The following is a 13,244-nucleotide window of genomic DNA, read 5'->3' as shown; positions in this document are numbered from 1 at the left end:
ACCGGAAGGGCCAACGGCCCGGCAATTTGTTAGCAAATCGATCCGCCCCTCGCAAATAGCCGGGCCGTTGGCCCTATGGATTTCACTTGGCAATCACGCCAACCAGGCCGTTGGCCTGGGCTAAGCAAATGGCTGGAGCTTCGCTCCGCAAAACGAATGCAAAACGGGCGGGGGACTCGGCTTGACCGGGGGACGCTCCGGTTAGGAATTGCTTTCGTCGCTCAGTATCGCTTGCATCGTCGCGGTGACGTCGGGGTTGCTGTAGATGCGATCGATCAGGTCGGCGTAGGTCTTTGTGAATCGCTGGTTCTCGGCGAGGTCCCCGAAGACCGATTGGACTTTCAAAAACGCTAACGGGTCATCGCCGGTTTTCCTTGCCGCGGCGTGGAGTTCCGTTTTTAGACCGTCGGTGATTTCCAACGCCTTGCCGTGTCGATCGACTTGTTTGTCGCTGTAATAACACCAGGCGGCGAGGACTAGCGTGGCGTAGCGGATGCTGCCGCCGCTGGCCAAGTTCTCCCGGATCGTTGGGATCAGAAAGACCGGCAGTTTGCTGGAACTCTCCAGGCGGATCCGCGAAAGACTGTCCCGGATTTTGGGATTGCCGAACCGCTCGATCAAGGTCTGTTTGTATTCGTCTAAGTCGATGCCAGCGACGGCATCCAACACCGGCGTCGCTTCGCGGTCGAAGAATTGGCGAAGGTACTGGGCGAACAGATCGTCATCGATCGCTTGGTCGATCGTCTCGTGCCCGAAGACCGATCCAAGAATCCCCAACACCGAATGCCCGGCGTTCAACAGCCGCAGCTTCATCTTCTCGTAGGGCGTCACATCGGGAACAAACTGCACGCCAACATCCTGCCAGTCGGGTCGTCCGGCGGAGAAGTCGTCTTCGACAACCCATTGGCAAAACGGTTCACAGGCGACGGGCCACTTGTCGTCCAGGCCGAACTCGGTGCGCAGGAAATCGATGTCGGCGTCGCTGGTCACGGGGGTGATCCGGTCGACCATCGCGTTGGGGAAGCTGACTTCTTGCTCGATCCAGTCGGCCAGCTGCGGATCTTGCAGCCGCGCAAATCCGATCAGCATCTTCCGCGTCAGATCACCGTTGTGCTGGATGTTGTCGCACGATTGGACAGTAAACGCGGGCAGCCCCTGTTGGCGACGCTTCGCCATTGCCGCGGTCATAAATCCGAAGACCAACCGTGGTTGCAACGGGTGATCGATGTCGTGCTGCGCATCGGGATTCGACGCGTTGAATTCACCCGTCGCCGGATCGACGTTGTAGCCCCCTTCGGTGATCGTCAGCGAAACGATCTTCGTCGCGGGATCAGCCATCCGGTCGATGACGGCTGCCGGGTCGTCGCATCCCATCAGAAAATCGACGATCGATCCGATGACTCGCGTTTCGATCCCACCGTCGGGACGCTTGACGATCAGCGTATACAAGTAGTCTTGGTCTCGCAGAATCGTCGCCATCTTGCGGTCCGGTTCTCGCAGACCGACGCCGCAGATTCCCCACTGCGGATCGCCGCCGGCCTCGAGCAATTGGTCGGTGTAAAACGCTTCGTGAGCGCGATGGAATCCGCCCACCCCGACGTGAACGATCCCCGTCGTCAGGCGACTGCGGTCGTAAGTCGGCCGGGCGATTTGGCTGGGAAGTTGATCGAGGTTCTGTTGCGTCAGGGGAAGCTGTCGGTTCATGTTCGAGCTTGTTGGAGTGATTTCGTGTGTTTCAATGCCCAATAGGCGGAGACGAAATAGACGATCGTGAAGATAAATCCCCACGTGTAAAAAATGGCGACGTTGCTTTCGTAAGCAGCCATGTCGGAGCTGCCAAACATCACCACCAATCCGAGGGTCAGCGTGAGCCCCAGCGACAGCCAAGCGACGCCACGCAGGATCTTGTGCAACGTGGAGGTATCGTGTCCGGGCGTCCCTTCGGCGAGAGCTTGTTGCGTCTGGAACTCTTTAATCGCTTCGTTTCTGTCGCGTTCGGCCGCTTCTTCGGCAGGATAGCTGTCGCGGGCTCCGTAGAGACTCGCCAAGATCGTATAGAGCACGATCGTGACCGCCCAAGTCGGCAGGAACAGATAGAAGAAGGAGATGACTTGCAAGTAGTTCAGTCCAAAACCAAACACCAGCCCGGCAGCCCAAGCGGCGACGGCGGGAGTGCTGTGCGTTAGCCCGCGATATTTCGCCCAGTATCGGGTCAGGCCGAGACGCGGGAAGAGGACGTGTTCGGCGAAGACGATTCCGCCGACCGGAACGACGATCAATCCGGCGTAGGTCAGCAGCGGCAGGATCTGTTTGTAGACAAACGGGAAGCAGGCGATCACGACGGTGACGACGCCGACGGTGAAGGTGACTTGCATCCGCGAGTGCTTGTGAAAAATCGCTTGAGCCGCCAGGCCGGCGCGGTACAGGTTCGCGTTGGCTGTCGTCCAACCGGCGATGATCACGATCACGTATCCCGAAAGCCCCAACGCTTGGTAAGCCACGTCGCCGGGATCGAGTTCGACAATCGTGCGCTGCAGCAGCACTGCGGTTCCGGCTCCCATGATGCCCGAAGCGATCCAGGCGATGTAGTGACCAAACAACATTCCGGCACTGGTGCACAGTCCATAGATCGATCGTTTTGCGTAACGCAGCAGCGCCATGTCGATCAGGCCGAAGTGGGTGATCGTGTTGGCAGCCCATGCGAAACCGATCACCTCCCACAAACCGATCCCCGGCTTCCCCTCGCTGTTCAGTCCCGTCCAAATCGATTGATCGCCGATCGTGATGAAGTCGGCGAAACTTGTCAGTTGCGTGCGGCCGAGCACCGAATCGGCAAGGGCTGGGAACAACGCAAACGCGCCGCAGACAAACATCACGACCAACCATGGACCGCAGATCCCCGAGAACTCGGCGACGGCGTTGAACCCGTACATCGCCACCAGGACAACGATCATCCCAACGCCGACGACGACCAACACAAAAAGACTGTTCGTCGGATACCACTGCAATTGCGCGGGGATGCCAAACAACAACCGCACCGCCGTGCTGGAGACCGTGATCATCGCGGCGGAGATCACCGTGAAGATCAGGACGTTGGCCCAGTTGTAAAGATCGCTCATCGAATCGCCGGCGATCTTGTGCAGGTACGTGTACAGACTCAGCCGCGTTTGAACCGCGATTGGCGTCGTGATCAGAGTCCAGCTGAGGATCGCCAGCACGTTGCCGATCAACAGACCGATCAAGATGTCCATCGTCGTCGCACCGAGGGCGACGAAGGTCGCGCCGATCACAAACTCGGTCGCCGCGACGTGTTCGCCGGCGTAGAGTCCCGCGAAATGGGTCCAACCGTGCAACTTGTGCTTTGGAACCGGCAGTTGTTCCGGATTGATCTCAGCGATCGCGGCCGAGGCGGCTTCGTTTGTCATGCGATTTCGAAATAGGTGGATCGCGTGCGCTGAGGTCGATGGCAATCGACAGCTTGCAGCGGTTGAGATCGAGTGGTGGAATCAGAGATGAGTCATCGCGCTAAGAGCGATGGCGAAACGACGGCGTCGATGCGGAAAACACCGACGCGACGAAACGCTTCATTATCCTACCAGATCCCGCCCCGCGGTCCACTCGCCACCGTCCAAGGTTGGTGAGATCCCCGTTAGCTGGCTGCCTACTTTGCCGGTTTTGCATCCTCGTGAGGATGGGGGTGATGGTGTTTTTCGTAGTGTTGTCGCAGAAGATCCTTGCCGTAGTCGTTGCCGTTAGGCGTTCGGACGACGGTATGGATATGTTCTCGCACAGGAATTCGCCCACGTTGCGGAGCGATCCGGCGTTGGTGATCGAATTCGATAAGGATCACCGGGCTGTGGACACGGTAATAGAAAACGCCTTCGGGATCGGTTTCTCCGATCCAAGCGAAACAGGTCCGATCGAGGTGCTTTTCGACTTCGGACATCTTCACCTTGGCGTGACCATCGGCCATGTTGCCGACGTATTCCGCGATAAGTTCCAGCAACAGTTGCCGTTGTTTTTCGTCCAACTTCTTCCCTGGGATGCCCGCGTAATCGAGATCGATGTTGTCGTGGAACGCTTCGGCGAGATTGTTAGTTCCTCCTTTTTGACTCGACAGCACCGCTTCGGTTCGCTGCTGCGGATCCAACGATTGCATGAACGTATAGCCCTTATCCTGTTCGTCCTGCATGACAACCGTTCCCTTGAACTTACCCGAATCGGCACGGATCGGTTCGCTGCCCATGAAGACCGGCGACATCACAACCTGATCTCCCAACACAAAATAGTTGATCACCAAGTGATGGCCATCCAGCTGCCAGCCCCAAGGCTCGGTCTGCGACGGTTCGCCCATGATCGTGATGTAGTACAACCATTGCCCGTATTCGTCGAACTTGCCCGAGAGCTCGGCGAGCGTCTCGTTCAACTTCATGATGTCCTGAGTCTTCTTCAGTCCCTTGGCACTCAAGCCGGCTTGCAGCATGTCGAAGGCGGCTGTGCGCTGCGTTTCGTTCATCTCTTCAAAGCTGACGCCTTGCCGCTTGTACGAATGTTGGTTCGCCCATTTCCGCCACTCGATATCATCGACCGGGAACGTCGTCCGCGCGCGTTGCGGTTCGCTCAACGTCCCCAGAAACGCATCGGCAGCTTCCATCACCGGCCGCGTCGAAACGCCTGTCGATTCGATCGGGAACAGTCCCGGTTCCGGCTTCGCCCCCGGAAAGATCCCACGAAACGCTTGAGAGATCTCGCGGTCGAATCCTGGCGGTTGGGCGATGGCGGCAAGAATCACCAAGCCCAAGAGACCGACGGGGAGAACAAAACGAGTGATCGTTCGATGCATTTTGATTTCCATGGTTGGCAAGTTCGGGGGAGTCGCTACGCACGAGCGTATAGAGCTCATCATAACGCTCCGCACGGGGAACCGGAAATGCCTTGTCAGAGACCATCGATCCGGCGTAGAGAACGGCTCCGTCCTTGGGATATTGGGACTGAACGCATATTGGCTCTAGCGTTTCACGGATCCCATCGGAATTGGTCTCCACTGCTTGCTCCTTCGCAGCGCCTTGATCGGACAGCGACAGCTGACACTCTATCAGCGGTCGCTGTTGGCAGTATCGATTCGGCTTGCCCTACTTGCTGGTAACCTCGAAGTCGATGGTATTGGCGCCCAGGGCAATCGCACGTTCAAGCCCTGTTGAAACCGGCATAAATGGCATCAAGAACGGTTTCGTCCCAGCCCGCACGGAGTCGTTTGCCGCGAATCGAGTCTTTCACGGTTGTGTCCTGCTGCAAAATATTCAACGCCATTCGGCGAAATGCAGCGGAGATTTCTGGTGAACTGCCCGCGCGAATTCGACTGGCGTCTTCGGAAAAAGTTACATCCAAAATGTAGTGTTCGCTGTTCTCAATCTTCCAGTGATCGCGAATCCGCCGGCTCAGCTTTTTCACCTTGGGCGGCAGGCTGCTAATGAAGTACGTCGCCTCGGAATGCCTCACATTGCCATCGTCACGGACGCGGAAGATCATTCCAATCGATTTGATACCGGCCCAGTCAGCAAAGAGCGGTTCGCCTGGAACGGCGATTGTGTAGTACTCACGGCGCTCGTCGCGACCACGCGATGTTTCCACCGTTACATGCTTGCGTAATCCTTCGACACGGTATCGCTGTTCACCATACTCAAGGAACAGTTCTGACAATCGATTCGCAAGATTCCCTTGGTTACCTTTGACCGTCAGAATGTAATCTGCCTCTGCGGCGACAATCCGTTTGGCGGTCTCTTTCTGGCAATGCATCGCGTCGAGCGTGACCACGGATCCAGCAAGGTCAAGCAGTTCGAGCAACTGGGGAACGGCAGGAATTTCGTTGCTTTTATCGTCGACAGGCATTTGTCGGAGCACCAGCTTTGTCTCGGTGGCAAAGGCGGTAATGGTATGTAGTGGGCTCTTGCCCGCAGCGTGATCAAATGAGCCACGCAAGACCTTCCCGTCGATGGCAACACCTTTGTCTCGCAGCGAACTGGCAAAATGATCGACCCATTGATGCATCGCTGTGAGAAACTCTCCGGTGTCGAGGTTCGAGAAGACGCGGCCAAGGGTGTCGTGACTAGGGATTCCATTGTCGAGTTTGACATAACGTCGAAACCAATCGATTTTTGCCTTGGCGAAGCGCTCCACATCAACCCAGCCGTTCGCACCGCAGACCGCAGCGGTCAGCGTGATGAAGATCATTTCCACGAGATCATAGTTGTGGCCACGATCAACGCGCGGATCGGTAATGTTTTCAAAACATTTTGAAACAATTGCAGCTGGCCCAGTCATCGATAAACACCTCCGTGCAGGAACAACAAAGCTTCTCGTCGAAGCAACTTGACTCAGCCAACCTCCACGCAATACTTAGACCAAAAACAAAATCGACGTACGATTGCCCTGTATTGGCGCCTCGTTCTACAGTGGCTGTCAATTCAGACTTGGTGTTATAGTTGTCGACGACTTTCAACATCGGAGCATCATCGCGTTCTGCACCGCGAATCCGAACAACGTAGTCGCCCGGAGGTGCGCCGGCATTGTCGTCCCCGGGGTAGTGAAGTGAATACGAACCATCGGCTTGAGTGAAACCGAGGCCGACTGAGGTAACGCCAGGATTTGTTGGGGCGAACTCAATTTCCAACCCTTCCGCAGGTTGGCCGTCTAGCATGACGGTTCCTGTGACCGTGGCGAGTTCAACACCTGAGTTACAGCCTGCAATGAGAGCGCATGCCAGCAAAAACGTCAGCGGAAGAACAGTTGATTTTATCATTTGTATATCAATAGGGAAGGGGAATGATGAATAAGAAAACGACGCCTCGGAAGATTGTGTTTTCCGAGGCGTCGCGAGAGTGTAGCAGTCGGCGGGGCGCAAACTAGAATGGCGATTTGAAGGGCTGCCCGTCGTCTCGCCAGAGCATTGCGTTCAAAACACCGATTTGTCCAGCGATTGACGACTCACGCTCGACCGTTTCCGATAGAAAGTGGGTCGAAGCATCGACCATCAACACTTGTAGGCCGCCGGGATGAAGGCTCCCCCAGCCCTTGCCCGTGTTGCCGCTATTCAAGGTCGCGTAATCGTAATTGATGTTGAAGTAGCCGCGAAACAATGCCTTCAATGTAGCGTGGTTCGACGCGCCCAAGTTATTGTTCCCAATCCCCAGCCAGGATGCCGCGTGGGTCCTTCTGTAGTCACGTTCCGAAACAAAGATCGTGTTCGAACTGCCATCCAGTACATGCGCGAACTTGAGAAAACTGTTTCCAAAAAACATACCTCGGACCTTATCCGCCCGGGCAGGCTGATCTTGCCAACCGGCATTTCCTACATAATTAGAAAGCGCCACACGCGGGTTGGTAAAAGTGCCAAAATTCGGCATTTCGCTATCTGCAATATCCGGACCGGTGTCGGACGGGCAGCGGTAGAAGTCCAACGTCGTCTGCACAAGCGTCCGTTCAGGACTTGGATCGGTGGACGCTGCGTTGAGAACTTGATTTAGTGTGCGTGTTGTGGACTGCAATGCATCATACAACGGTTGCTGTTCAACAAACGGTAAGATCGCCACGCCCCAGCCCCATTCTGGCTGATTGTTGAAGGCGGTACCCCGATATATGTAACCTGCTGGAAAGCATCGATAGGTATCGTGGTAATTGTGCAGCGCAAGCCCCATTTGCTTGAGGTTGTTGCTGCACTGCATCCGTCGCGCCGCCTCGCGAGCCGCTTGAACCGCCGGAAGCAACAAACCGACCAGAATTCCGATAATCGCGATCACAACTAACAGTTCCACTAAGGTGAAACCGCGTACAAGCGTTCGACGCTTGCCGGAAACGTTTACAAAATTCATTCTACTGCGCCTGGTTTGGTGAGAATTAAGCCGGTAGGAATCGATTCAAGTCAGCGGGAATCGATTCAAGTCAGCGGGAATCGATTCAAGTCAGCGGGAATCGATTCAAGTCAGCGGGAATCGATTCAAGTCAGCGGGAATCGACCTAAATCGCTGAGAATCAATTCAATTTGGTGGGAATCACTTTGGTGAAACATGCACGACCAAAGCAACTGGGATGGCATTCAACTGGCTACTCTACACCTAGTCGGTTTAAAGTCAACCAGGTGGGGTGTTTTTGGGGCAGGCATAGCTTCTGCATGCGCAGGAGATCTAAGTCCGGATTTTGTGTTGGGCACGCAGGTGATTTGCAAGAAAGCCGCATTGGCAAAAATTCTGACCACCACTGGCTCGTCGAAAAGTTGATGCTTGTCTCATTAGTTCTCTTTCAAGTCCGATGGGATCGATTCAGGTCAAGTAGAGGCCGTAGAACGTTCGCCGTTGGCTAAGTTTGCTGTTGACTTACTGTTGGACCGCCCCATCGGTACTGCCGCTCTCAGCCCTATCAGGCTGTCTTGATTCTCTGCCGTAAAGCAGTTTCTGTTTTCTCGGTAGCGTTTTTCGCCATCGCGCTCGGTTGGGGCAAGTTGCAAGGGTTGACTCCGTTAGCAACGCAACGGAGTGCGTCGTGAACTTCATGGGGGCTCGTTGAGTGGGAGCCATCTTTCCAAGCGAACGACGACGCGACATCGCCTTGTTTATGGCTGTCCGCCATGCCCATCCAACACATGATGGTGGCGGCATAGTTCAGTGTTGGGGGGGGGATGTTGCGGAAATACAACAAAGAAATTCTCGGCTTCGTTTCGCTGCGTGGCATAGAGTTGCTATGTGTACCCGTGTTGCGAGGCCCCATAGCGATGCGCCGGTTTCGCGAACTATCGATTCCGTAACAAAATTCCACAGCCTTTCCGATGCACAACAAAACAGGTAACCCGACTTGCCGCCGAAACCCAGTGCACGCGAGGACGCTTCGTTCCCGCGGCTCAAAGCGTTTGGGGGCGGCCGTTGCCGAACTCGCATTCTGTTTGCCGGTGTTTACTGTCGTAACTTTCGGATTTATCGACGTCACCAACTACATCTACTTCAAGCAAACGCTGAAGGTCGCCGCGTATGAGGGCATCCGCGCTGCTGCGGACGTGGGAGCCGTCAGTGCGGACGTCACAGGCGCCGTCGATCGAATGTTGACAGCTCGTGAGATCGAAGGTTGGACGCTAACGCCCCCCGCCAATCTAACGACGGCGAGGCGAGGCGATCTGTTGCAGCTCGAACTGAAGGTCCCGATCTCCGAACTCGCGCATTTCTCGTCATTTAACCTGCTTGCGGATCGGAATGTCACCGTGTCGGTGGTCGCTGTCAAAGAATAGTCGCCCCTTAATCTCAACTCGATTTGGAACCTACGAATGCCCCTACAACGCTTTCCTGACCGAACACGAACCGGTGCGATTCTAGTCATGTTTTTGTTTATGCTGGCCGCTCTGATCGCATTGGGGGCGATGGCGCTTGATCTGTCGTTGGTCGAAGCCGCTCGAACCGACATGCGAATCGTGTCGGATCTTTCGTCGAAAGCCGCTTCGGTGGAATACACGCAGACCGGATCGATTTCCCTAGCGAAGTCGCGCGCGAAGAACCTCGCGATCCAAAACACCGTCATCGGCGCAAAAGACTTTCGCTTGGACGACGCAGATATTGCCGCGGGGAATTCGCAACGGCAAACCAACAACAAATTTCAGTTCAGCGAAGATGCGACGCCGATCAATTCGTTCCGCGTGGTCGCTCGTCTGGGAGGTGGTTCGGTGAATCCGGGATTGCAATCGCTGTTCCCAGGAGTTCGCAACGGGGAAGCGACCGATCTGTCGCAGATGGCGACCGCCACGGAGATCAATCTTGACATCGTGCTAGTGCTCGATCGATCCGCATCGATGGCATTTGACCTGTCAGGAGTGGATTGGGTTTATCCGAATCGCCAAAGTTTTGACTACGCGTATTTTCAAGCTCCGCAACCGAGAAGTCGTTGGGACAGTCTCGAAAACGCGATCGATGTCTTCTTCGACGAGATGGGGCAAAAGGAAAAAAAGGAACACATCGCGTTGGTTTCGTATTCGGCTCCCGAGTCGCAATACAGTGCCGTCTACCGAAGAACGTTCACGGCGACTGAGGTGACAACGAACGCCAACTTCACCAACGACTATGCGGTGGTTCAAAACGCGGTGCGGGCGATTGGCAACCGCGAGATCATCGGGGGGACGGCGATCAGCAGCGGGATCGACCGCGCCCGCACCTTAATCCGAAACTCACCCAACGCCAGCTTTTCCGAAAAGGTGATCATCCTGATGACCGACGGGCAATGGAACACCGGCTACAACCCGGTCCAGGCGGCGGTGTATGCGAAGCATGAAAGGATCACCATTCACACAGTCAGCTTCGGTGCAGGGGCCAGTTTCTCGGTCATGCAAGATGTGGCTAATACAACCGGTGGAATAGCTTTCCAAGCGGCTAGCGATCAAGAACTGCAGGCGGCGTTCCGAGAAATCGCCCGTTCCATCGGACTGTCGTTAACGGAGTAATATGCCATGAAGATTCACACCCATCGACGCCTTCGATTCGACCGACGCTGCCGCACCGGAGCGGTCACCGTGGAAATGGCGTTCTGCATTCCGATCCTGTTGTTTTTATTTGTGGCCAGCGCCGATGTAATTCGCTACAACCTGCTACGGAACGTCGTTGCCCAAGCAGCCTACGAAGGCGCACGAACCGCATTGGTGCAAGGAGCGACGGTTGCCGAAGTTCAGACGGCCGTCGATGATACGATCACCGCATTCAATCCAAAATTGAACTACGAGGTGACGGTTAACCCTGGGACGTTACCCACCCTTGCCGCGACGATTCGGGTGACCGTCGATTGCGACCTCAGCAGCGACGGCTGGATCGTGATGGGAAAATTCCTCGATTCGGACGTATCGCATTCGATCGAGATACGGAATGAGTAGCACGATTCACAACGGCACGCTTGCTGACACTCGCCGGCGTTACTCGCGACGACGCTTTGATTCACGACGATCCACTGCGTCGTTTCGTTTCTCATGAGCGTCAGTGCTGCCCCGCAGATGGCGCCGCCAACTGTGTTTGACATCCGCACGGGTGATTCGAGTCCCCGGTAAATGTTGCTGCGACGTATTCTCGCGACGTTCCATCGCGACTCTTTCCCGGAGGCGATCGCTGGCCGATCGCGCTGGAACGCGGTCGCTCAAGCAACGCGAAAAATGGGACCGTGTCGCCTGTTTTTCCCGCTTCCAGTTTGTTGGGCACAAAACGTGCAAAGGAGGATCTGTTTCCGTTCCACAACACAATTTGGAGAAGACTTATGAACGCGCGTACGATCACAGCCCTGACCACGACCTCGATGCTGCTTTGCCTCGCCTCCCTTGCTGCCGCTGGCGAACGCGCCCCCGGTCCGACGCCTCACGACACGTCCACCGAAAAATTTCAAGGTCGATGGAAAGTTGTCGCCGGAGTCAATCAAGGACGCGAATTGAGCGAAGCCGAAATCCAAGGAACCACCGTCACGGTGGCGACCAACACCATCGTTACCTATGATCGCGACGAACACCAACGATTTCGGGCGGTCTTCACAATCGATGCCGCCGAAAAGCCGATGCATATCGATATGACATCGATCCCGGAGCAAGCGCCCCTTTCAAAAGAAAAGGTCGATCGTCCTAAGCAGGATGTGATTGCAGCGGGAATTCTTAAGTTCGATGGAGACGATCGCTGCGTGCTTTGCTATGCGTTACCTGGTGCCGATCGGCCTACGAAATTTGCATCGCCGGAGGGGAGTAAGTTGATGCTGTTTAAAATGGAGCGTATGCAAGGAGATCCCGTTCCCGATCATCGTTCAAAAGATGCGTCGCGATAGAATGAATGCCGTTGGTGGGTGGTGAGCATTCCAGTAACGCAACACGCGACCAAACAGTAGGCCTTGCCAGGACACGCGATGGGATGGAGACACATGTTCGAAGCGCATGACATTGAAAACCTGCAAACCATCGCGATTGCGGCCGCATGCGGCGCAGTGCTTGGTATCGAACGCGAAATCGCCGGGAAACCGGCGGGCATCCGCACGCACATTTTCGTCTGCGCCGGTTCGGCGCTGATGATGATCTTGGGTCACGAGGTCGTCAATCAGTTTCAGCGTGAAGAACCGAATTCGCTATTGAACTCCGACCCGATCCGGATCCTGCAAGCGATTGTCGTCGGCATCAGCTTTCTCGGCGCAGGTACGATCGTGCACCAGAAACAAGAAGGTGTCGAGGGGCTGACGACGGCAGCGACAATCTATTTGACTGCCGGAATCGGTGTGGCGGCGGCGGTGAATCGAGTGCCGCTCGCCCTGACGATCACATTTTTCGCAGTGCTCGTCCTTGTCGTGCTTGGCATCGTCGAAGATAAGATCGGAAAGATCGTCTACCGGCGGGGCAAGGCGAAAGAAGCACGTCGGGAAAGCGATACCGAGTGAGTGGCGGGTCGGAAGGATTACATTGCGTCGCCATCGAGATTGTGTGGCGATCGAGCGTAAGTCAGTATCCGTTCGCAAGGAGGCTGATCGCTTCGCGATCGCAAGAAAGGATCGGGGCTGCGGCGACGCATCGCAACCACCACTCCGTGCAACCAAAATATGCTGGAGCCGAATCTTGTTCTGACTAGGCCCCAGCCCTCCATGGCTCTACTCGTTATGTGCCGAATACTGGTCAGCCACGCCCAGATGGGTGACTCAACAAGCTCCATTTACAGAGGGACGAAGGCGTTGGTTGCGTCACTTGTCGACGGACGTTCGCCTTGAAGATACGCCTTCCCTGCTTTAATCAGATACGAGATGCCTTGCAGCCCAGAGTTGTCCCAGTACTGCCCATGGATTGGTTCAATGCGCAGCAACACGATCGCTTCGCTGGCCTTCCCCTCCGGGAACCAAACTTTCCAGGCTTCGTTCCAAAGCTCGTTCAGTTTGGCCCGGTCGTCGACCGCCTGAGCGGTACCGGATATCGAGACAAACTTGCCTTTGCCTTGCATCGTCACGGCGACTTCCACATCCAACATCAAGTCGGCCACCTTCCCCGAATTCCGGTCGGTGACAAACCACATTTCCCCGCCCTCTTCTACCTCGGCGATCGCCATCGGGCGAGCGTCGAGGGTGCGGTCGTTGCTGCGAGTCACCAGCATGGCGTTGTCGAAGTCTTTGATCAGATCAATCAGTTTTTGATGCGTATCCATGGAATTTCTTTCCTTTACAGGGGCAAAAGTGAGTGGGACGCGAGTGCCGCGACGAACCAACGCCGCTGCAAT

12 protein-coding genes are annotated in these 13,244 nt (G+C 55.7%); 5 read left to right on the top strand and 7 right to left on the bottom strand.

The window, feature by feature from the left end:
- Nucleotides 1–201 precede the first annotated feature (201 nt).
- The 6 genes from Poly24_RS12780 to Poly24_RS12755 all read right to left on the bottom strand — a co-directional run bounded on the left by Poly24_RS12780 (nt 202) and on the right by Poly24_RS12755 (nt 7,868).
- A complete protein-coding gene (locus Poly24_RS12780; protein WP_145095621.1) occupies nt 202–1,704 on the bottom strand; it encodes a mannitol dehydrogenase family protein in 1,503 nt (500 codons plus the stop codon).
- Nucleotides 1,701–3,425, bottom strand: a complete 1,725-nt coding sequence (locus Poly24_RS12775) for a purine-cytosine permease family protein (RefSeq protein ID WP_145095618.1) — start codon at nt 3,423–3,425, stop codon at nt 1,701–1,703. The genes Poly24_RS12780 and Poly24_RS12775 overlap by 4 nt, the downstream gene beginning before the upstream one ends.
- Nucleotides 3,426–3,661: 236 nt before the next feature.
- A complete protein-coding gene (locus Poly24_RS12770; RefSeq protein WP_145095615.1) occupies nt 3,662–4,843 on the bottom strand; it encodes a DUF3500 domain-containing protein in 1,182 nt (393 codons plus the stop codon).
- Between the two features lie 344 nt (nt 4,844–5,187).
- Entirely contained in the window at nt 5,188–6,393 is a 1,206-nt protein-coding gene (locus tag Poly24_RS12765; protein ID WP_145090093.1) for an ISAs1 family transposase, read from the bottom strand.
- Nucleotides 6,284–6,799 carry a carboxypeptidase-like regulatory domain-containing protein gene (locus tag Poly24_RS12760; protein ID WP_145095612.1) on the bottom strand — a complete coding sequence of 172 codons (516 nt, stop codon included), beginning with the start codon at nt 6,797–6,799 and terminating at the stop codon, nt 6,284–6,286. Before Poly24_RS12760 ends, Poly24_RS12765 begins: the two co-directional genes overlap by 110 nt.
- A gap of 103 nt (nt 6,800–6,902) precedes the next feature.
- Nucleotides 6,903–7,868 (bottom strand): DUF1559 family PulG-like putative transporter, encoded by a 966-nt coding sequence (locus Poly24_RS12755; RefSeq protein ID WP_145102868.1) that lies wholly within the window; start codon nt 7,866–7,868, stop codon nt 6,903–6,905.
- Nucleotides 7,869–8,818: 950 nt separating this feature from the next.
- On the opposite strand from Poly24_RS12755, the gene Poly24_RS12750 reads away from it, so the two are divergent.
- The 5 genes from Poly24_RS12750 to Poly24_RS12730 all read left to right on the top strand — a co-directional run bounded on the left by Poly24_RS12750 (nt 8,819) and on the right by Poly24_RS12730 (nt 12,420).
- Nucleotides 8,819–9,271, top strand: a complete 453-nt coding sequence (locus tag Poly24_RS12750) for a TadE/TadG family type IV pilus assembly protein (protein WP_145095609.1) — start codon at nt 8,819–8,821, stop codon at nt 9,269–9,271.
- Between the two features lie 87 nt (nt 9,272–9,358).
- Nucleotides 9,359–10,471: a vWA domain-containing protein gene (locus Poly24_RS12745; RefSeq protein WP_197452536.1), complete on the top strand. Its 1,113-nt coding sequence runs from the start codon at nt 9,359–9,361 to the stop codon at nt 10,469–10,471.
- Nucleotides 10,472–10,477: 6 nt separating this feature from the next.
- The gene (locus Poly24_RS12740; protein WP_145095602.1) at nt 10,478–10,894 is read left to right on the top strand and encodes a TadE/TadG family type IV pilus assembly protein; all 417 of its coding nucleotides are present in this window, start codon (nt 10,478–10,480) and stop codon (nt 10,892–10,894) included.
- A gap of 374 nt (nt 10,895–11,268) precedes the next feature.
- Nucleotides 11,269–11,820, top strand: coding sequence for a TIGR03067 domain-containing protein (locus Poly24_RS12735; protein WP_145095598.1), 552 nt, complete (start codon nt 11,269–11,271; stop codon nt 11,818–11,820).
- Between the two features lie 93 nt (nt 11,821–11,913).
- Nucleotides 11,914–12,420: an MgtC/SapB family protein gene (locus Poly24_RS12730; RefSeq protein WP_145095595.1), complete on the top strand. Its 507-nt coding sequence runs from the start codon at nt 11,914–11,916 to the stop codon at nt 12,418–12,420.
- Nucleotides 12,421–12,689: 269 nt separating this feature from the next.
- Here Poly24_RS12730 and Poly24_RS12725 read toward each other — a convergent pair whose 3' ends face one another.
- Nucleotides 12,690–13,172, bottom strand: a complete 483-nt coding sequence (locus tag Poly24_RS12725) for a pyridoxamine 5'-phosphate oxidase family protein (protein ID WP_145095592.1) — start codon at nt 13,170–13,172, stop codon at nt 12,690–12,692.
- Nucleotides 13,173–13,244 lie beyond the last annotated feature (72 nt).

The organism is Rosistilla carotiformis (genome assembly GCF_007753095.1).
In the GTDB taxonomy this organism is placed as follows: Bacteria; Planctomycetota; Planctomycetia; order Pirellulales; family Pirellulaceae; genus Rosistilla; species Rosistilla carotiformis.
This window is presented reverse-complemented; position numbering and strand designations above follow the sequence as displayed.

Bases quoted from the DNA above. Each gene is read 5' to 3' on its own strand.
- Poly24_RS12780 (WP_145095621.1), bottom strand. From the start codon at position 1,704: ATGAACCGACAGCTTCCCCTGACGCAACAGAACCTCGATCAACTTCCC.
- Poly24_RS12775 (WP_145095618.1), bottom strand. From the start codon at position 3,425: ATGACAAACGAAGCCGCCTCGGCCGCGATCGCTGAGATCAATCCGGAA.
- Poly24_RS12770 (WP_145095615.1), bottom strand. From the start codon at position 4,843: ATGCATCGAACGATCACTCGTTTTGTTCTCCCCGTCGGTCTCTTGGGC.
- Poly24_RS12760 (WP_145095612.1), bottom strand. From the start codon at position 6,799: ATGATAAAATCAACTGTTCTTCCGCTGACGTTTTTGCTGGCATGCGCT.
- Poly24_RS12755 (WP_145102868.1), bottom strand. From the start codon at position 7,868: ATGAATTTTGTAAACGTTTCCGGCAAGCGTCGAACGCTTGTACGCGGT.
- Poly24_RS12750 (WP_145095609.1), top strand. From the start codon at position 8,819: ATGCACAACAAAACAGGTAACCCGACTTGCCGCCGAAACCCAGTGCAC.
- Poly24_RS12745 (WP_197452536.1), top strand. From the start codon at position 9,359: ATGTTTTTGTTTATGCTGGCCGCTCTGATCGCATTGGGGGCGATGGCG.
- Poly24_RS12740 (WP_145095602.1), top strand. From the start codon at position 10,478: ATGAAGATTCACACCCATCGACGCCTTCGATTCGACCGACGCTGCCGC.
- Poly24_RS12735 (WP_145095598.1), top strand. From the start codon at position 11,269: ATGAACGCGCGTACGATCACAGCCCTGACCACGACCTCGATGCTGCTT.
- Poly24_RS12730 (WP_145095595.1), top strand. From the start codon at position 11,914: ATGTTCGAAGCGCATGACATTGAAAACCTGCAAACCATCGCGATTGCG.
- Poly24_RS12725 (WP_145095592.1), bottom strand. From the start codon at position 13,172: ATGGATACGCATCAAAAACTGATTGATCTGATCAAAGACTTCGACAAC.